The sequence below is a fragment of the Nocardia sp. CA-119907 genome (assembly GCF_050955995.1).
Lineage (GTDB): Bacteria > Actinomycetota > Actinomycetes > Mycobacteriales > Mycobacteriaceae > Nocardia.
The window spans coordinates 8,658,991-8,679,988 of sequence record NZ_CP192091.1; the positions used below are offsets into that span (position 1 = coordinate 8,658,991).

Annotated in this window: 8 protein-coding genes; all 8 read right to left on the reverse strand. The window is 67.7% G+C overall.

All coding sequences use genetic code 11. From position 1 onward, the window contains the following. Positions 1 to 17 precede the first annotated feature (17 nt). The 8 genes from ACQP2D_RS39180 to ACQP2D_RS39215 all read right to left on the reverse strand — a co-directional run bounded on the left by ACQP2D_RS39180 (position 18) and on the right by ACQP2D_RS39215 (position 20,985). Positions 18 to 350, reverse strand: a complete 333-nt coding sequence (locus ACQP2D_RS39180) for a PE family protein (RefSeq protein ID WP_433680939.1) — start codon at positions 348 to 350, stop codon at positions 18 to 20. Positions 351 to 367: 17 nt separating this feature from the next. Further along, positions 368 to 1,660: a hypothetical protein gene (locus ACQP2D_RS39185; RefSeq protein WP_433680940.1), complete on the reverse strand. Its 1,293-nt coding sequence runs from the start codon at positions 1,658 to 1,660 to the stop codon at positions 368 to 370. A 2-nt stretch (positions 1,661 to 1,662) separates the two neighbouring features. Further along, positions 1,663 to 1,974, reverse strand: coding sequence for a type VII secretion target (locus ACQP2D_RS39190; RefSeq protein ID WP_433680941.1), 312 nt, complete (start codon positions 1,972 to 1,974; stop codon positions 1,663 to 1,665). A 135-nt stretch (positions 1,975 to 2,109) separates the two neighbouring features. Next, on the reverse strand, positions 2,110 to 2,409 hold the full coding sequence (locus ACQP2D_RS39195) for a YbaB/EbfC family nucleoid-associated protein (protein ID WP_433680942.1): 300 nt from the start codon (positions 2,407 to 2,409) through the stop codon (positions 2,110 to 2,112). A 29-nt stretch (positions 2,410 to 2,438) separates the two neighbouring features. Beyond that, positions 2,439 to 2,780: a hypothetical protein gene (locus ACQP2D_RS39200; RefSeq protein ID WP_433680943.1), complete on the reverse strand. Its 342-nt coding sequence runs from the start codon at positions 2,778 to 2,780 to the stop codon at positions 2,439 to 2,441. Positions 2,781 to 2,813: 33 nt separating this feature from the next. After that, entirely contained in the window at positions 2,814 to 3,599 is a 786-nt protein-coding gene (locus ACQP2D_RS39205) for an ESX secretion-associated protein EspG (protein ID WP_433680944.1), read from the reverse strand. Then, positions 3,596 to 5,422 (reverse strand): hypothetical protein, encoded by a 1,827-nt coding sequence (locus ACQP2D_RS39210; protein WP_433680945.1) that lies wholly within the window; start codon positions 5,420 to 5,422, stop codon positions 3,596 to 3,598. The genes ACQP2D_RS39205 and ACQP2D_RS39210 overlap by 4 nt, the downstream gene beginning before the upstream one ends. 359 nt (positions 5,423 to 5,781) lie before the next feature. Continuing rightward, a complete protein-coding gene (locus tag ACQP2D_RS39215; protein WP_433680946.1) occupies positions 5,782 to 20,985 on the reverse strand; it encodes a 4'-phosphopantetheinyl transferase superfamily protein in 15,204 nt (5,067 codons plus the stop codon). Positions 20,986 to 20,998 lie beyond the last annotated feature (13 nt).

A 20,998-nucleotide genomic window follows, 5' to 3' on the forward strand; every position in this document is an offset into this window, starting at 1 on the left:
TCGTTTTCGATGTTGTCTCAGGCCGCGCCGGGGATGCCGAAATCGCCGACGCTATCGTTCTCGGCGCGACCGAATTGCGTGGCCTGCGAGCGCAGTGTCGCGGCCAGTTTGCGCAGTTCCACGATTCCGGCGGCCGCGCTCTGTCCGTAGGAGTCCGCGACACCGCTCATCGTCTGCGCCGCGCGCACCGACACCTCGTCGGCACCGGCCGGCGGCACCGTCAGCGCGGGCGAGCCCTCTCGCAACTCCGCCTCCAAACGGGCCGCCAGCCCGTCCAGCCGGGCGGCTGCGTCGCGGGCCGCCGCCGGATCGAACAGCACACCATCGAAATCCGTACCGCCGCTTGCCATGGCAACCTCCTGAACCGTTAGAGGGTGAGTTCCTTATCGGGTGGTGGCTCCGAAATTTGTTCGGCCGCGCCGACCACCGGCAGCGAGACCCCTTCGATCGGACCGACGACCTCTTCGCCGTGTTCGGCGTTGACCAGGAAGCTCGGCATATCGCCGCCCGCATCCCCGGCGCCACGCGCACCGGCCGCACCGGCCGCGCCGTAGGGCATCATGCCGGGACTACCGGGAGCGCCGGTCGCACCGCGCACCGCGGCGGCGGGTTCGACTGCGGCGGAACCACTTCCGGATGCGCCGAAACCGGCGACACCGCTGAGTCCGGCGGCGCGCGGACCGCTCCAGGGACTCAGTGGCGTGGTGATCGGTGCCGCGCCGATTCCGCCGACACCGACACCACCACCGCCGCCACCCGCGCCGCCACCGCCGGTGCGCTCGACCTCTTCCCGCTCCTTGGCCTCGCGTTCCTGCTCTTGTTTCGCGATGGTGTCGGCCTGCAATTTCTGGGCCTGTGTCGCGCTCTGGGTCGCCACCTGGGTGAGCGTCTGCGCGCCGGTCTGCGCCATGGTCATCAGCGGGGTCAGCATCTGCATCACCTGCTGCATCGAGTCGACGCCCTTGGGGGCGTTGGTGACCTTGACCTTCTTGCCGGCCGCAGTCATATTCGCCGAATGCGCGGTCATTTCGATCCGCGTCTTGGTCACCACCGCGACGCCCTCGGTGATCGCCTCTACCGTCGCGGCCGCGATGAACGCTTGGCCGCCACCGGTGGCCAGCCACGGCGAGGCCGCGGTCACCGTGGCCAGGTATTTGGCGATGACGGCCGCGAGCAATGCGCCGCCGGTCGCCACCGAGGTCGCGCCGCCGACCAGCGTCGCCTTCTCCTGTGCGCTCTGGGTGGCCAGTTCCGCGCCGTTGTCCGCGGCCTGCCCGGCCTTGTTCGCCGCCTGCATGGCGGCCAATCCCTGCCACAGCGACATCACGGTCTGCAGTGCCTGGGTGCCGAGTTGGATCGCGGTCTGTGCGGCCTGGGCGGTATCGGAGAGCACCTTGGTCGGATCGGGTCCACCGCCCGCGCTCGCGCCGAGCGCTCCCGTGCCGAAACCGCTTGCCATATCGGTGAGCGGCCGGGCCAGCGCGGCCAGATCGAGCACCGGCAACGGTGGCATTTGGGGCAGCGGCGGCAGGCCGGACAGGTCGGGCAGGGGCCCGAGGCCCATATCCTTCAAAATATCGTTGACCGGGCGATCCACCAGCGGCGCAAGGGCACTGCCGCGCAGCAGATCGACGATCGATGGTTCTAGCGGCGCGTTCATTATCAGACGCCAGCAGCGCCGAATTCGGTACCGGATGCCGCCTCGGCCGCCTCGTACGCCGCAGCGCCCTGGTGCGCGGTCAGCGCGGTACCCGCGTGCACACCGGCCAATTCGAACACCGAACTCACGTGATTGGCCTGCGCGTACGCGAAGGCCATCAGAAAGTCCTGTCCGATCAAGCCGAAGACCGGCGCGGCCGCCGCGACGGTTGCCACCTGATCGAACGCTCCTGCGGTTGCCACCCCGGTCGCCATCGCTACCGCCGCGTCCCCGTACGCGCGAATCGCATCAGGTGTTGCTACGACATCGCTCATCGTATTCCCCGATCCAGTAATGCAATTGACCAACTCATAGAACCTATCAATCAGAGTGCAAGGCCCGAAAGCAAATTTGCACAAACTTAAGGTTCTTGACAAAAGTTCTACGGGGACCGAATGAACGTCGGGTGTCTAGTCGGCAACTTCCTCGTTGAACGCGATGACCAGTTCGCTACGGCGTTCGAAGGCGCGGCGCACCGCGGCGGCCGCGGTCGCCACCAACGTCGACTCGAACTCGGCTGGCGTCATCGTCGAAACCGCTTGGGAAAATTGCAGATCCAGCAGCGCGCCGTTGCCGTCGACCTCGACGGTGATGGAGCCGTCCTGCGCGCTCTCCCGGCCGCGCACCCCGGCCATATCGTCGGTCAGATCCCGAATCCGGTACAGCCGCCGCTGCACACTGGCCATCAGTTCATCCATGGACTCGTACATGCCGAAAGCTCCTCTCGCACAAACAGCGACTACACCTCGCGCAACCAACTGTCCGGCTCGGTCTCGTAGTCCTGCTCCTCGGCAAACTCTTGGCGCGCCACATCTTCCGCGGTCGGCAAACCGGCCAGCGCCAACATGTCCGCGGGCACTCCGGCCGCCGCCAACTCCGCCCTGCGCGCCATTCCGGCCCGGTTGGCCGCCTGCTTGCACAGCCGCAGCACCTCCGCCGCCAAACCCTGCGGATCTCGCCTCAACTCGGTGGGCTCGATCGAAATACCGAGGGGCAGGCCCTGTTCGGTGGTGCGTACCGAAATCGCGCCGCTGCGGGAGGTCGCGGTCCATTCGACCGGTTCCTGCTGCTGATCATTCACGGTGTACCTCCGAATCACCGAAGCCGGTGCGGGTCAGACCCGCTCGTCCTTGATCGCGCGGACCACCTCCGCGACCCGCGTATTGATCAGCACCGTCAGGTGTTTCGCGTCGATGCCCCTCGCGACCGGAGGTGTCTGGTCATCGATCGCATAGCGGCCGTCATCGCGAATATCGCGCCACTGCAGCCGATGTCGAGTGATCCCGCGCGGTCCGAAGCGCGAACGCCCCTGGATCACATCGATCGTCCCGGTGCAGGATGTCGGCAACGCCAAGAACTCCGCGGAGCGGTCGGCGATCGAATCGTCGAAGGAATCGTGCACCGCGGACCGGCCGAGCGAGTAGTCCAGGCCGTCGCCCTCGTCCTGGGTGGACAGCACAACGGCGGCGCGAGTCCCCGGTTCGACCTGCGGCAGCGCTCGCACGATCGCGCCGGCCAGATCGACCGCATCGCATTCGACAACAGTGAAACCACCTGAATGCCAGTATGTTTCGCCGGAGACCTCGGAGAAGACATAGCCGCGGTCACCGCGACGGACACCGTGCAGCCGAACCGGAACCTCCCGGTTCCACGGATCCGCCGGGTCGTAGCCCTCGGCGATAATGCGCAGGTCCGGGAAGGCGAGAACGTCCAGCACATCGTCGAACGACCGATCCCCGCAGCGCCGCAGTCTTGCCAGCGCATCCTGCTGTTCCTGGACGTAATCCTCGTTCACCCAGGTACGACAGGTGTACACGAATGGTTCCGGCAGATAGTCCTGCTTCAGCGCCTCCCACTGGACGATGAATTCGAGGTCGGTGAATTTCCAGGTGCGACTCATTGCTCGACAACAGGTTTGACGACGACCGGCGCGTCGCCGAGCGCCTCCTCGATGTGCTCGACCGAGTCGAGGTAGGAGGCGCGCTTGTGCTCCTTGCCCTGTCCTTGACCAGCACCGTGACCCGCGGGGCCCATACCGCCGGGCGAGCCCGGCTGGCCCGCGGTGGCAAGGCCGGCCCGGCTCGCCGCCGCGACCCCGGCCGCATCGGCGACCGCACGCGGGAACAGCTTCGAATTCTGCAGGCTGTTGGGTGAAAGACTCGCGCCGGCACCGCTGCCCGCACCGCCACCGAGACCACCGCCCTTGCCCGCGCCGGCACCGCCGCTGCCCGCCTTGAGCGCATCCTTGCCCAACGCCGACGACAGCGCGGACGGCAGACCGGCCAGTCCGGCCGACTGCATGTCCTTGGCCGCCGAGGCGGCTGCTTGCTGAGCGGCGGCCTGCGATGCCTGATCCATCGCTTGTTTGGCACCCTGCAAACCCTGTTCCGCAGCCTGTTTCGCTTGATCGGCCGCCTGCTGCGCAGCTTGCTGAGCGCGCTGTTGCGCGGCTTGCTGTTCCTGTTGGGCCTGGCGCTGCGCGGCCTCCTGCTGCGCCTGCTGGCGCTGCGCCTCGAGCTGTCGTTGCTGGTCAGCAGCCGTCTTCTGGGCCTGTTCACTTGCCTGGCGCTGCGCGGCGAGCGCCTGCTGGGCTGCCCGCGATTGGGCGGCCGAGGATCCACCGCCGGTGCCACCACCGCCGCCGCCGGTGCCACCACCGCCACCCCCGCCGCCGGTCTCCTGCTTCTTCTCCGGCGGTGGCGGCGCTACCGGCTGCACCACCGGGCTCACCGGCTGCACCATCAGCGGAATCGCATTGCTGGATGCGTCGAGACCGGGTACGTACCAGTCCCGGAAGATGCGCTTGGCCTGCTCGACCTGTTCCCGCCCGTACTGGGTGCCGACCTGATCCGGCGGAATATTGGGCGTATTCGCCTGCGCCGCCCACAGCCAACCCGAGGTGTCCAAGAGATTTCCTGCGATCGTCTGCATGCCGTCGATCATGTTCTGCACGCCGGACACATACGCCTGGACCGCACCTGCCGCCTTGACCGCGGCGTCGCTGTTCCAACTTCCGGAGGTCTGCATCGTGGTCATCTGGTTGCCGAGATCCGTGGCCGGTGCCACCAGTTGGTTCGCCATCGACTGCCAGTAACCGGACGCATCCGCGGTTTTCCCCATGCCGTCGATCAAGGATTGGTGCCAGCTGTAAGCGGTCGGATAGTCCAGGATGCTGGACGGCTCCGCGCGAACCGGTGTCTTGTCGCGGCCGTCCTTTTCGCTGGCATAAGCCTTCAGATCGGCGGGCGGCCCACCGTACTTATCGGTGCGTCCGGTCTTCCCGCCCCATTCCGGGATCTTCGTCGCTCCGGCGGCGGGCAGGCTCCAACTGCCGTGCCGCTGGGCGGAGCGCGCATTCCGGAGCCGATCGAATCCGGAGGTGTTCGCCTCTTCGGCAGCGGTGTACAGCTTGCCCGCGGTGATGAACTGCTGCGCCAGATCCTTGAGCATGGTCTGGTGGCTCTTGGCGCGATCCTTCAGATCGCGACCCGCGCGTTGGAACTTGCCCTGTAATGCGATGCCGGACGGAAGATTTCCGAACCCGTCGACATTCTCCACGAAGTGGGTCCAACCCTCGATGGTGTTGAAGACCTCGTACAGATCGATGGCGTGCCCCGCCAGCGTCTGCAGACTCTGCTGCTTCACCGTCAGGTGCTGCGAATCCTTGCCGATGTCGTCCCCGGAGAGCTGCCACGCATTGGGCTTGTCATCAGTTGGTGCCATCGGTCAACTCCTGTCCCGCTCGGCGCTGCCTCGACGCGCTCCCCACACCCGACTCGCGTCGCCCCTCATCCACGCACACACGACTCCGATCATCCCATGACGTGCGTGAACAGCCGGTGTCCTCATCATGAAACGTCCTTGCGCTCTTCGGCATCGGCATCAACGCCGAAGGCTATCTCGGCCCACCGGTTCGCAGGCCGGTCCTTTACGAAATCTCGACGTCTATGCCCACTGTGGCGCAGCGTAACTCGCGCGGCTGGCCGCGGTGGCCGATCGGGAGTCGATCGCCCTAAGGGGCGGTAAAGAATTGGGGTCATATGCCCTCCGATTGGTCGGGGAGGTGGTGGTCGGTTGAGCCGTCACCGGTCGGGCCGGTGGGCAGAGTTCGGGTTCGGCCGCCGAGCATTGCTGTTCACCTCGGCGAGCTCGGGTTCGTCGGGGGTTCGGGCATATTGCTCATGCACCCGACCGTCCCGCTCCAGCGCCGTGCTGTCCCGCTCAGGCACTCGACCGCCCTGCCCCGGCACCCTGCCGTCCTGCCCCAGCGCCCCGCCGTCCCGCGCCAGCCCACCGCCATCCCGCCCCAGCGCCCGACCGTCCTGCTCAGGCACCCGAGCGTCCTGCTCAGGTTCTCGGCCATCTTGTTCCGGCACGCTGTCGTCTGGTCGATCGGCGGACGCATCGCGCCTGGTCGGATCCTGCGCGGTTGTCGTGTCCGTCGCCGAACCGCGCGGCACGGGAACCTGGCGCTGTCGAGTATGCAGATGATGCCGGTCCTCGTGCGGAACCGTTGCGGCGGTGAGGATTCGGTCGTCGCGTACGACGAAACGGCCCGACATCTGGGTGACCGGTGGACCGGATAGCGCCGTGCCGTCGACGAGCAGTTGGGCGTGGAATGTGCCCGCGTCGATATCGAAGGTGAGCAGTGCGTCGCGGAAGCCGATCTTCGAGCGGCCGGTCAGCTGGTACCACGCCTTGTAGACACTCTCTTTGGCGGAGAACAACACTCGATCCCAGTGCACACCGTCGCGCTGACCGACTTCGGCCAGCCACACCTGCTCCTCGGGTCGGGCCGCGATGCGCATCGCCCCTTCGGACATCGGTCCGTTGTCCTCGGCATCGATGCCGATCGATCGGATGTGCGCCGCATCCGCGACCACCGCGGCGTAGTAACCCTCCTTGTGCGTAATGGCGCCGACGACGCCCGCGGGCCACAGCGGCTCCCCCTTGGGACCGCGCAGGATCGGCGTCTCCGGAATGCCGACGCTCTGCAGGGCGCGGCGGGCCGCCGTCCGGCCGTTGGTGGCCTCACGCACCCGGACATCGGCGGTCTTCTCGCTCAGCAGCACCGCGCGCTCCTCGGGCAGCAGCGATGCGGTCGGGTCGTGCCCGATGATCTCGGCGGTGTGCAATTCGGGTTCGGGGAGCAGATTCGCGAGCAATCCGGGATGCTCGCTTGCGGATCCGTCGACAATGAACCAGGTCGACGTTCCGTGCCCGTCCTCGAGATCCGCGATGCCTGAGGTGTCTGACGGCAGTGTCACACCGTCTGGACGATGCCCGGGATTCCTGTCGATCACCTGCGTCAGTAGTAGTTTCGAACCCGGGATCGCCTGTAGCCCGATGCGAACGGGATCATTGCCGAGAGCCAAGGCATCGGCCGCCAGGTCGGCCGTCGCGGCCGCCACCGCATTCCGCTGATCCGCACTGCCCCACTGCAATTCGTCCAGCGCCAGGGCCGCTCGGTCGTGCACGGTCGCGGCGTCGGTCACCGTGAACTCCCGGTGCCCGCCCGGCGATCCGAGGACGGTGACTCCGGACTCGGCCAGCCACGGTGCTACCGCCCTGCTGTGCAATTCGACCAGAGAGGCAGCGGTTCGGATGGCGTCGGGACCGAAGTCGATGGCGGTGTATTCCGCCGTGTTCACTTGGTTCTCCCTGGCGAGCACCAGTGTCGCGCGGCCGGATTCGCAACGAATCGGATTGAGTGTCAGAGAGATCGATAGTCGGTCGGTCGCGGCCTGCTTGCCGTCCACGCCCACCCAGTGGTTGTCGCCGAAACCGGCGAGCAGCCCGGGTGCGTCCGAACCGCCGAGCGCGAGTAGTTGACCGGCCTCCGGCGCGGTCGGCGCGGGCTTCCACAACTGGCCCTGGTGCGAGGATTCGAAGTTGACCGATGTGAGATCCACACCTTGTCTGGCTAGTTCGGCTCGCAGCTGGGTGGTGAATTTCAATTCGTTCGCGATATCGAGGAAGGTCAGGCTGAACGGCGCTATATAGGTGGGCTGGCCAGCGACAACCAACCAGACCCCGTATCCGGCGGGACCATCGTCCGGGTTCTCGAAGGTGTTGTAGAGATCGGGGTGGGTGAGGTCCTTGGAGGTGCGGATATCGCCAGGTGTCGCGCCGAGTAGGAAGTAATCGAGGTCCGGATTGCTGTTGTACGGCAGTTCATCCGGGTCGCACAGCAGTCCGTCGGCATTGGCGGCGAGTGCGGTGACGGTGGTCGCGTTGCGCGGGGTGTGGGTGTGGACGAGTCCCTCGTCCGGGGGCGCGACGTCGTACTTGTCTCGGCTCGGGCGTACCCGTTCCAGCTCTGTCGCTTCCGCGGGGCGGCTGGTCGGATGGACATCCGCCGACTCCTGCACCGGGTTCTGCCCCGGCGGCCTATCCGGGTTGTCCGACTGGCCAGCCGGGTTCTCCGCCTGCGGTCCAGTGGATTCCGGCTCGGGCAGCCCGGCGAGCGCGCGGTTGTACAAGTCTGCGGTGTTGACCAGCGCGTGGACATCCTGCAGCCGCTGGAGGAGTTCGACCCGCTGCACGGTGACCGGTAGCGGCTGGTCCTGTGCATTCAGGATCTCCCGCTGTGCGGCCAGGATCTGTCCCACCAGTGGTGAATCCAGCTCGGCACGGATACCTGTCTGCTCGGCCACCTCCGCGCGGAGACCGTCGCGCTCGGCACGCAGTTGCTCCAGTCGTGGCGAATCCGCCCCGAGCTCGGCTGGTTCCACCTCGAGCCACTGCGCCATATCGTCGCGAAGGAACCTGAGCTGCGCGAGATTCGGATCTTCCGCAACCGGGTCAGTTGGAACCGGATCCTCCGCAACCGGGTCGGTAGGAACCGGGTCGGCAGGAACCCGATCAGCCGGAACCGGGTCGGTAGGAACCGGGTCGGCCGGAACCCGATCAGCCGGAACCGGGTCGGCCGGAACCCGATCAGCCGGAACCGGGTCGGCCGGAACCCGGTCAGCCGGAACCGGGTCGGTGGTCGCGACGGCTTCGGCGTCCGAGCCACTGGACGGCGGCTTCTCGACCTCGAACCACACGCTCTTTCCGCCCGCTCGGTGCAGATCGACGCCCCATACCGCAGCCGTTTCGTCCAACAGCCCCAGTCCGCGACCGTGCGTGCCGATCTCCAGCGCACCCGATTCCCACGCATCCAGATCGATCTCCGATGCGTCGACATCGAAGGTGTCGAATTCGCTCTCCTGCTGCCGCTTCGGCAGCCCTCGGCTGGCATCGTCGACCGCGACCCTCAGGTTCGTAGCATCGAGCCAAATTCGCAGGCGCGCACCGCCTTCCGGCGCATACCTGGCCACATTGGTGACCAGCTCCGACACCAGGAGCCGCACATCCTCGCGCTTTTCTTCCGGCCAATCGGCGAGTACGTCGACGACGGCGCGACGCGCATCGCCCACCCGCTCTTCGACGGCTCCGCGCGGGAGGGTCAGGTCCACGATCGGCTCGGGATTCGACTGCGCATCATGGGATCCGGCCGATTCGAAGAGTTCGAACCACCTCGTTCTCGTCCCATCATTGTGCAAACGGAAGCCCCAGGCTCCGGACTTCTCGTCGAGCAATTCGGTGACCGGAACCGATTCGGTCGACGCATCCGGCTCGTCCCGCACGGGCAGATCGCGGCTCTGATCGGTCACCTCGACCCGCACGGTTCGATTACCGGGCTCCCCGAGCAGCGAGTGCCGCACCGTCGGACTGTCCGTCGCGGTTCGGGTCAAGGCATCGGTCAGCTCGGCGCTCGACTCGGCCTGAGCGGCACCCGGCCACTGCGATGCTTCATCGACGGGCGGCGTATCCGGTAGCGTCTCAGACCAATTGGCGTGACGTTCGCGCAGGTCGGCGACGATTACCTCGGCGAATCGCTCGATCGGCACCGTCCGGCCCTGCTGCCCGGCCTGCGCCAACTCGCGCCAGCCGGTTCGGAAGTCCTGATCCCACAGCGGATAGACGGTGAGTTCGACCGCTTCATCGCCGAACCGGCACTCGATGTACTCACCCTCGACATTGGTCCGGAAGCCGTGCAGCCGCCCGCGATTGATCCGGGCGCGATGGCGCAGGCCGTGATCGATATTGTCCTGCGCCACTTCGGGGGGCGAACCGAGGTGGTGGAATGCGGCCAGCGCCCTGGCGAGTTGCGGGATCTTGCGCGAGTCCACTGCGATCGCGAGCTCGCCCGGAACATGGACGCGCACATAACGTATCGGCTCGATCGCATCGGCGAGCCAGTGCGGCAGGCGGTTCGATTCGGTCAGTGTGAAGCCGGCGTCGCCGACCGTCGCGTGCAGCTCCCGATCGCCCGGCACACCGGTCTCCGCGAGCACGATGCGCACTTCGCCGTCCGGATGCGCGAGCTCGCGCTCGACGAGGTCGGCGAGCTCGAGCCCCGCGTCATCGATCTTGTCGGCGGGCCAGTCGGGCAGCTGCTCACCGAGCCAATCCCATGATCCGGCCGCGGCTTCCACCCGCGCGGCGGCATCGGGTGCGGCCTGGTCCGCGGCGTGAACGACCAACTCCGAATGGCGTCCGGGTTCGGTATCCGGTGCGTCGGGGGGATCGTGTGCCGCCGGTCGGTCGGGGCTGCGACCGGATTCCTCGCCGGGGGTGGTCTGGCCGACCCGCAGGCCGCCTTCGGGCGGCGTGGCGGAGCGGTCGCCGACATTTTCGACAACCTGTCCGTCACGCCAGACCGCGGCCCAGGTGTCGACGACTTCGGCTCGGGAACCACCGGCCAGTTCCGGCAGCGATACCCGGCGGCCATCGCGGCCGGTGAAGGATTCCCGGCCCTGTGCGTCCAGGCCGTGGTAGGTGACCTCGACGCCGTCGAGGGTGAAAGTCCAAGTGCCGTCGCCATTGTCGCGCACGTAGGTCAGTGTGTAGGCGTGCGCGCCGACGCCGTGCTCGTCGACGGTGGCACGCTGTTCGACCACCCATGCCGTGGCGCCCGGGCCGGCGCCCTCGGCATGGATCAGACCTTCGGCGATACGCCCGTGTCCGGTGGCCGCGGCATCGGTGCGGAATCCCTCGAGCTGCGCCCCGTGCAGATGCGGGCGGATCTCATCGATCGGGCGGCCGCTGAGATTGCCGGGCTGTGGATCGGGCACGCTCACCACGGTGCCCCGCTGGTCGGCATTGACCTGTCCCAGCGACTCCGGAACGCAGTTGTTCACCGCGGGCTGCGGTGCTTGCGGCGGGTTCAGATCGGTGACGAAGACGTGGCCGGATTCATCGACCGCGACCTGCTCGAACCGGACGTCGATGCCCTGTGCGGCCCAGGCGCGGCGCAGATCGGCACCGACAATGTGATCCGGTGCGGCGGACGGCGAGGCCACCACGATCCGGGTGGGGTTGCCGTAGACCACCGCGACGACGTCACCGTGCCGGTCCCCACCCACCACATCGAGGACGTCACGTGCGGCGACGGTCGCGGCCTCGTCCCGAACCCGTGCTTCGTTTTCGAGCGCCCGCACGTGCGCGGGCATGCGTCGGTCCAGCTCCGCTGACAGCGTCCGCGCCGCGGTGACCTGCTGTTGGGTGCGATCGCGCTCGGTGAAGTACTCGACCATCTCCGCGGGTGTGCTCGGGTTGCGGTTCGCGGCGGCATCGGCGACCGCGATGCGCCGGTACCGCTCCTGGAGTGCGGCATCGGTCATCTGCGCTGGCGTCATCCGCTCGGGATCGGGAATCCCGAGTTGCCGCAGCGGCTCACAGACCTGATCCAGCGTGGTCGCGGTTTCGCCTGCCGCGGTGGCGATTTCACGGCCGTAGTCGGCGAACCGGGTCGCTACGGCCGCGCTCGTTGGCACATGCTCGCGCGTCGCGCCCTGCGTCCAGCCCGACGATGTCCGCGTGGCCGGAGATCCGGACCCAGCCGAACCAGGATGCTGCGCCACCGCCGAATGCCCCGGTGTACCCGCGGAACCGGATTCCTCCGGTGCGACCGTCGACTCGGGTGTCTCGGCAGCCGAGGACGATCCCCGCGACTCCGGGACCGAGGGCGACTCAGGTGGCTCCGGAGCCGAGGGCGACCCCGGCAGTTCCGCAGTCGGGCCGGGCGGCTCTGGGAGCGGTCCCTTCGGCGGCTCCGGCAGAGCCGGGCGCTTGCCGCCGGGGCCGGGGTCGATGGCGGTCCCGCCCTGGTCGAGGGTGTAGTGGATGGTCGGGGGTTGGCCGTCGCCGCTGCTTTCGATGGTGACGTCGAGGGTTTGGTGGCCGGGGCTGCCGGTGACCTTCGCGGAGACGTGGACGCCGCCGCGTGCCAGACCGTGGTCGCCGGTGTGGGATTGCGTGGCCTGTTTGGTGATTCGCCGGACCTCGGATTCGGCCTCGGAGATCTTGCCTTCCGGCCAGCCGTGCATGATTTCGCGGAGTTGCCCGATGATGTGGGAGTGGCCTTGGCGGCCGTAGTACAGGGTGGTGCCGAAGCGGCGGGTCAGCGCGGGGTCCGGCGTGTGCGGATTCAGTTCGGGAGTGAAGCCGACGGTGAGCGGGCGGCGGCCGGTCAGCTTGCCCCACAGGCTGCGTTCGGCGCGATCGCCGGTCAGCTGCGGGCGGTTGGCGTCCCAGTCGTATCCGGCCTTCTTCGCCACCTGATGGGCCTGCTCAGAGGTGGCCTCGGGATGGCCGGCCAGGTGCTGGGCCTCGGCCAGTGCCGCCTCGAGCCCGATGATGTCCTCCCGCAGCGGTTTCCCGTCGATCAGCCGATTCCACATTTCGGCCACATCGGCAATCCGGTTCAACTCCGAATTCCGCATCAAATGGTCGCGAACCGACCGCAGATTCGCGACGATCTCCGACTCCGGCCGCACATTGCCTCCGGCATCTCGCAACCAGGTCGAACCATCGGAATGCCGCGGCAGCAGTGAACCATCCGGATCCCGCACCCATTCCTTGCTCTTGCCGCGCACCCAACGCTTCGGATCACCGCCGGAATAGCGATCGGGATGTTGGGCGGCCTGCTCGGCGATCCGGAGCACAAAGCTGTCGTTGTCGTCGACACGATCGCGCTCGAACCGGTGGTACTCGCCCTCGGTCCATTCCTGAATCCGATCGCGCGCTTCCTCATTCGCGCGCCACCGATCTCGCAGCGATTCGGCGATCTCCACACTCTCACCGGTGTAGGGGCGCTGCACGCTTCCGTCGAGATGGCCGGAGGCCGTACCGGGCCGTGGGGTCGCGATCTCACCGCGGTGCAGCGGCTGCGGGTCGGGTTGCGCGTCATCGAACCACGCGTGCGTGCGGGTGCCCCGGATCACCGGAACGAGGTGGATCCAGCGCCCGCCGCGCACCGCCGGAATCCACTTCGTGACACCGTCCAACGCGAACGCGATGCGCGGATGCCGCCGCACGAAATCGGCCGGCAGTGGCACCTGCACCGATTTGCCGTGCGCGGTATTGGCGGGCAGCCACTTGGTGGCGCTCAATATCGCACGGCCGATCCAGGGCCGATTCTGGATGAGGTTGTGGACCCATGGATGATTCGGAATCCGATCGAGAATGCCCAGGCTCAGAATCCGCGCGTGGAACAGGTCCATGCCCACCGGGGACTGCCACGCGTCCACACCTTCGGGAACGAAGAACACGGTCTTCGAGAACGGCAGGTTCTGCGGGAATATGAACTCCGGATATTCTCCCGGCCCGAAATCGTGGAAGGGCGCCATGATTTCGTCGAATACCGGAATCATCGACACCTTGAACAGGAACGGCGGCTGCGGATCGGTCCACTTCGCGGGATACCTGGCCTTGCCACCGGACTTCTCGACCGCGCCCGCATCCGTCGATGGCAGCTGCTGGACGTCCTGGAACCGTCCGTGCTCGTCGACAACAACCCGAATGAACCGCACATCCAGGGGCAGTTTCTCCGACTTCGCCAGGCCGAGAACCAGACTCAGATCCGTCCCGGGCCGCAATGCCCGCTGCAACGCCTGCCGGTACTCGGCGGGCGAGGTACCCGTGCCGAGCACGACAACGCGCTCGTACGGGAAGAGGGTGGACGGCCGGGCCGCGGGCACCACCCCGACGCGATCCGAAATCGGCAGCAGCTCGAGGGCATTGAGGGCGAGCAGATTCGCGCGCTGTTCGGCGAGGCGGGCCAGTTCGGCACCCGCCCGGCCCACCTCGCCGAGGGTGTCGCGCAGGTCGACGAACGCCTGCGGACTACTCGGCGACGCTTCGCGATAGCTGGGGCTCAACTGCGCCGGATCGGCCACCCCGAATCGACCGGCGAGCCGCTGGCGCGCGTTCGCTGCATTGTCGACGGCCTCGACCAGTGCCGGATGGCGATCTTGCAACTCCTGTTGGCGGCGGGTGAGTTCGGCGTGCGCTTCATCGAGTCGATCGAGTTCGAATTGCGCACGCACGAGCGCTTTTTCGGCGCTCTGCACATGCTTCTGGTCGGCCGGAACGACTTCCGCCCCCGGCTGCCCGGATTCGAGTTCGCGCAGGCCACCCTCCAGCTCGCGCACTGCCTCACGACCGGTATCGCGCTGCTCCCCGGCGACCTGAAGGAAATCCCGCACCTGTTGCAGAGCGGCGGCCGACCGGTCCCGATCCTGGATCGCACCGTCGAGCAGATCGAGTTGTTCGACGTCGCGCTGGAACTCGCGGACCTCGTCCGTGCCGCCGAGCGCATTGGTCAACTGGTGCTCCAGTTGCCGGATATGCTCCCGCACCGCCTCACGCGCTTCGGCGAGCTCGGTCAGCTCCAGCCGAATCCCCCTGACCCGCAGGCTATTCGCCCGACTGTGTAGTTGATCCGCGCGCTCCTGCTGCTCGCCCGCTCGGTCCTGCAATTCTTGCGCCCGCTGCTGGTCACCGGCGGTGCGAGCCAGATCGGCCTCGGACTGCAAGCGGGTCACCTCGTTTCGCGCGCGCGATTCGGCGGCGAACACATCCCGGAAGTCATTGCGCGACTGTTGGATTTCGGCGCGTCGCGTGAGTGGCGACTGCGACTCTCCCGTCGCAGCGCGCTCGCCCGATACCGCGGGCGGGCTGTGGGCAGTCGGCTCCTCAGGACCGCGCCCGGTGCTGTGTTCATCCGACGCGCCGACGCGCAGACTTCCCTCCGGAGCCGCGGCGGAACGGTCGCCGACGTTCTCGACGACATGTCCGTCGCGCCACACCGCAGCCCAGGTAGCCGCGGTTTCCTCGCGTGAGCCATTGGTCAACTCGGCCAGCGATACCCGATCCCCATCGGCCGTGACGAACCATTCCCGGCCATCGGCGTCGACTCCGGTATAGGTGACTTCGACACCATCGACCTTGAAAAGATAAGTGCCGTCGCCGTTATCGCGGACATACGTCACCGCGTACGCATGCGCGCCGACGCCGTGCTCGTCCACCGTCGTGCGCTGGTCGAGCACCCAGGCGGTCGCACCCTCGCCAGCGCCATCGGCGTGTATCAGTCCATCGGCGAGACGCCCGTGTCCGGTCGAATCCGCGGCGGTGGCAAAGCCTTCCAGTTCGGCTCCGCGCAGATGCGGCTGTACCTCTCGCATCGGCATACCGGCCGGATCGGCTACCGGATGGTCGGGCACGTCAACGACACCGCCACCGTCCTCACGGTACTGATCCGCATTGACCTGCCCCAACGACACCGGCACACAATTGTTCGCGGCCGCACCCGCGAGCGCCGCCGCCGAAGCCGCGGCGATGGCACCGGTCGGCACCGCTGGCAGCGCCCGCTGGCTGCTGCCGTCGGATTCCTCCAGGATGAAGCGCCGGACACCGACTTGTCGTCCCTCGCCATCGGTTTCGACCTTGACCACCAGCCGCTGCTGCCCGGGCTCGCCGGTCACCTGCCCCGAAACATGGACGCCGCCGCGCGCCAATCCGTGGTCACCACGATGCGATCTGGTCGCCTGATGGGCGAGGTCGGCCACCTCGGCCTGGGCCCGCGCGATCTTGGCGGCGGGCCAGCCGTGCATGATGTCGCCGAGCTGCCCGCGCACCTGCCCGAAATCGCCGAAATGCCGACCGTAGTACAGGGTCGTGCCGAACCTGCGGGTGCGCGCCGGATCCGGTGCGTACGGGTCGAGCTCGGTCGTGGCTCCGACGCTGAGGGGTCGGCGACCGGTCAGCTTCGCTGGGAGGCTGCGCTCGGCCCGATCGCCGGTCAGATGCGGACGGTTGCTGTCCCAGTCGTATCCGGCCTTCTTCGCCGCCTGATGCGCCTGGTGCCCGGTCGCTTCGGGATGGTTGGCCAGGTGGTTCGCCTCGACCAATGCCGCCTCGAGGCCGATCACGTCCTCCCGCAGCGGTTTTCCAGCGATCAACCGGTTCCACAGTTCCGGCACGTCGGGAATCCGATTCAGCTCCGAATTGCGCAGCAGATAGTCGCGGGCCCGCTGCAGATTCGCCACGATCTCCGCGCGCGGCCGGACATTGCCCTCGGCATCACGCAGCCACGTCGATCCGTCGGCATGTTTCGGCAAGAGCGAACCATCCGGATCCCGGACCCACTCATCGCTCTTACCGCGCACCCACCGTTTCGGATCACCGCCGGAATACCGGTCGGGATGCGCGACGGCCTGGTCCGCGATCCGATGGACCAGGCTGTCACCCGCGACCCGGTCGAGCTCGAACCGGTCGTACTCGCCCTCGGTCCACTGCTGAATCTGTTCGCGCGCCCGCTCATTCGCCCGCCAGCGTTGCGCGAGCGATTCGGGGATCTCCACACTCTCACCGGTATAGGGGCGGGTGACGCCGCCGTCGAGATGTTGTGCCTCCGGACTGAACGATGGCTTCGCAAGGTCAGCGCGGTGCAGCGGCGCCGGATCGGGCCGCGCGTCGTCGAACCACGCATGCGTGCGCGTCCCCCGGATCATCGGCACCAGATGAATCCACCGGCCGTTGCGCACACTGGGGATCCACTGCTCGACACTGCCCAAGGCGAAGGCGACCCGTGGGTGCTTGTTCACGAAATCCACCGATAGCGGCACGTGCACCGACCGACCGTGCGCGGTATTGGCGGGCAGCCACTTGGTGACCCCCAATATCACCTTGCCGATCCACGGGTGGTTCTGCACGAACTGGCGAACCCAAGGATGGTTGGGGATCCGATCGAGAATGCCCAGACTCAGAATCCGCGCGTGGAACAGGTCCATGCCCACATCGGACTGGAAGGTGTGCACGCCCTCGGGCACGTTGTAGATCGTTTTCGAGAAGGGCAGGTTCTGCGGGAAGAGGAAGGCGGGTACCTCTCCCGGCTCGAAATGATGGAAGGGCGCCATGATCTTGTCGAAAACCGGGACCATCGACACCTTGAACAGGAACGGCGGCTGCGGCTCGGTCCACTTGGTCTTCTCCCAGGGCCGCGCATGCTTCCTCGGCCCCGGCCACGCGCCCGACTTCTCCAGTGCCGCCGGTGCGGTCGGTGCCGGCGCCTGCCCCGGCGCGCCCTGCTCGGCCACCTCGACGCGCACGAACTCCACCTGCAGCGGCAGTTTGTCCGACTCGGCAAGACGCAGTACCAGTTCCAGATCGGTGCCCGGCCGCAGGGTGACCTGCAAAGCCTGCCGGTAGCCAGCGGGCGAAGTATCGGTTCCGACCACGACAATGCGCTGATCCGGGAACGTCCTGGAGGGCTCGGCCGCTGGCGCGACGCCGACGCGCTCCGAAATCGGCAGCAGCCCCATCTCATCGAGTGCCCGCAGCCCCAGCTGACCGTCGGCCAGCCGAGCCGCCTCATCCTCGGCCCGCCGCAACCGGTCCACCGCATCGCGCAGCGTGTGCACCAGTTCCGTGCCGGGTGCGGGCACCCCGCGATAGGACGGATGCAGCTGTTGCGGATCCTGCACGTCGAAGGTGGCGGCCACCCGGTCGCGCGCCTGCGTTGCCGCTTCGATCTCACCGGTCAGCGCGTCATATTGCTGGACCAGATCGCCGTGCCGATGGTCCAGTTCGGAATAGACGCCCTGCAGCCAATCGATCGTGGCCTGGGCACGGGTCAGCGCGGGTCCGGTCGCGCGGACGAGTTCACCGCGCTCCACCGGGGTCAAGGCCGTTCCCGGCGCCTCGGCCGTCCGGACCTGCGCCTCCAGTTCCCGCACGGCTGCCCGGCCGGTCGCCAACTGCTCGCCGATGGGCTCCAACTGATTCCGCAGTTCCTGCCTGGCGCCGTCCACTCGGTCCCGCTCCTGGGTGGCGGCCTCGACGCGGTCGATCAGCTCGAGGTCGGTGCTGAATTGCCGTACCTGCTCCCGGTCACCGATGGCATCGGTCAACTGCTCTTCCAGTTCCCGGATCTGGGTTTGCACCGCCCGCTGCTGTTCGCCCAGCTTGGCCTGCTCGGACTCGACCACCCTGGCGCGCAATAGCTCTGCCTGCGTACCAGCGGCATCCGCCCGCTCGTCCAGCCGCCGCACCTGCTCGTCGAGTGCCCGTGCCCGATCGCGCAGTCCGTCCTCGCGTGCCTGCCGCGCCTCCTCGCGCAGCCGCGTCGACTCGGCGCGTGCGCGCGCCTCCTCGATGGCCGCATGGCGGTATTCGGCGTGCAGCGTACGGACCTCGGCCCGCGGCTCGGGAGTGGCGCCCATCATCAGTTCCCTGGACAAGCGGGGCGCATTCGGGTTACCGAGACCGCTGACCACCTCACCGGCGCGAACGATTATGGCCTCGGTGGCCACCGCATCCGCTCGGTTCGCGCCGCCCGCCACCTCCGCCAGCGATTGCGGCTCGTGCCCCGGCAGTGGTCTACCGTTTTCATCCGCCGCGACGAACCACTCCCGGCCCTGGCCATCGGTCTCGAGATGGACCGCGGACTTGCCATTGACCTCGAAGTGGTTGTCCCCCTTGTAGGTCAGCGTGTAGACGTGCCCCTGCGCACCGCCCGCGTTGACCTTGGCGCGCTCCTCCGCGACCAGCGCGCTCGCCCCCTTGCCCGCCCGCTCCGTCGCATCGACGATCTGGGCGTGGCCAGGTGCGGATCGGTCCGGCGCGAAACCCTCGAATTTGCCTTGGGGTATCGCGCGCTGCACTTCGTGCAGCGGCACCCCGGCCAGACTTCGCTGCTGCGGCGCTGGCCCATCGGCCACCGGGCGGCCCTGCGCCTGCTCGAGATGCCGGAAGGCATCCGGGACACAGCTGTTGACCGAAGGCTCCCGGGCGGTGCGCTGTTCGGGGACCCGGAACGACTCCTCGCCGACCGGTGCCGGATGCGCCCGAGCCGGTTGCGGTGTCGCGGACCGATCGTCGACATAGGCATGGCTGCCGTCGGATTCGGCTGGGACTACTGCGGATTCGCTGTCGACTCGAGCGGTCCGCGGCGGGTCCTGTCGCGGAGCCGGATCGTCCGGCGGCCGCGGCCCGGAATCATCAGGGGCCACATCGTCACCGCGGCGCTCCGCGACACCGGATTCGGAGGCGTCCGGCTCCGGAGCCGGCCGTGCGGGCGAATCGTCGACAGGTACGCCGGGTCGACGCTGCTCCGGTACGCGCGGTTCGGGCTCGCCACCGTCGCGCGGCACGGCCGCAGCGGGCCGAGCGCGCGATCCATCGTCGGCCGGTTCGGGCTCGCGCTGCTCCGGAACCCGAGCCTCGGACTCGACTCCGCGCTGCGCCGCGCCGTCGGCCTGGCTCGATGGAGCGGGTTTGTCCTGTTGTCCGGCAGCGAGATTCGGATCGCGGCCGGCGTTATCGGAGGCAATACCGGCGCGAGACTTCTCCGAAGGCCCGGTCGCGCCGCGTTGCCCGACACCCCGATCCGACTGTCCCTGTGCGGCGGGCTTTTCCGGCGCCGCGGGTGGACGGGCGCTGCCGTCGCCGGATCCGGCCACCCGCGCACCCGAATCCGCTGTTCTGGCGGCACCTTCGGTGGGCGTATGGGAACCCGGCCCTGCCGACTGTGCACCCGAACCAGCCGTCCTGGTCGCATTCTCGGCGGGTGTCGCGCCGGTGCCGCCGCCATGGCTGGTAGCGGTGCTGCTCGCCAATTCGACACCCCGCTGATGCAGATTCCGCAGCTCGTCGACCTGCTTGTCGCTGTACTGGTCATGCAGCTCACCGACCTTGGCCTGCCCTTTGATCGCGGTGGCATCCTTGGTGATGGCCTCGGCGGCGTCACGCTGCGCACCGGGAGGGTATCGGTCGGGATGGGCCGTCTGGACAACCTGCCGATAGAGTTTCTTACCTTCCGCACTGGTCTCCGCGGTCACCACCGCGGGCTTGGCCGTATGACCGTCGGCCGCATGGGATGTCGTGCCCTCGCCATGGGCGGACGCACCGGTCGCCGCCGCGCTGCCCATCCGCGCGCCGCCCAGCGCACCCATGCCGAAACCCGCGGCGAGCATCTGCGGACTGAACTTCGCATTGGGGTCGACCGCGGCCATGGCCCCGTACATCCCGACGGCACCCGCGGCACCGCTGACCAAACCGGTGGCCAGACCCATGGTTCTCGGCGATACCGCCGCCCTGGCCACTGGATTGGCACTGGCCGCCATCCGCTGTCCGAGGTCCGAGGACACCGCCTTGCCCAGCCCCTTGGATACACCGAGTCCAGCGGCCCGTCCGGCCATACCGCCCGCGCCCCAGGTCAGCGCACTGGTCCCGACCTGTCCCCAATCGATCGGGCCGCCGGGATCGGAGATGAACTGGATCCCGAGATCGGCCATGGCACCGTGCATACCGGCCTTGGCCCCGGCCCCGGCCAGGCGCACACCGCCGACCGCGGCCTTGCGGGCCAGCGAGTCACCGGCCCACTTGTCCATCTGCAGGCCGATCTTCTTGAGATAGGGCTTCAGCAGATTCCGCAGACCCGCCTTCGCCGCCTCCTCGGCCGCGAGTTCGGCCGCCTCGCGCTCGGCCAGGGCGAGGACCTCCCGGGACAGCACCAGCTCCATCGATGCGGCCCCCATGCCGAAGGGCCACAGCTCCACGATCAAAGCGATGGCCGTATAGGCCGTCATTCCGGCGAACAGCGCCGACCACATCTGGTCCTGGTAGAGGCCCTTCATGCCGTCGTGGGTGTAGTCACCGAGATTTTCCAGTCCCGCAGCGACATTCGGCACCGAATTGTCACCGGTGAACTGCTTGTCGAACTCCTTCTTCATCTCGGCGGAGCCCTCGCCGCCCTCGTAATGTTTCAGTGCGGCATCGGTAGCGGCCTTCAGCTCGTCCTCGAGCTTCCGCATTTCCCCCGCGGCCCATTTCCACACCTCGCTGAGATCGTTCATGGGGGTCACGTGGCCGTTCGGATACGTCATGCCGAAATTCAGCGCACTGAGAATCCAGCCCGGAATCCAGCTCCACAGCGGAGTGATATCGATGAACATCTAACGCCCCCTC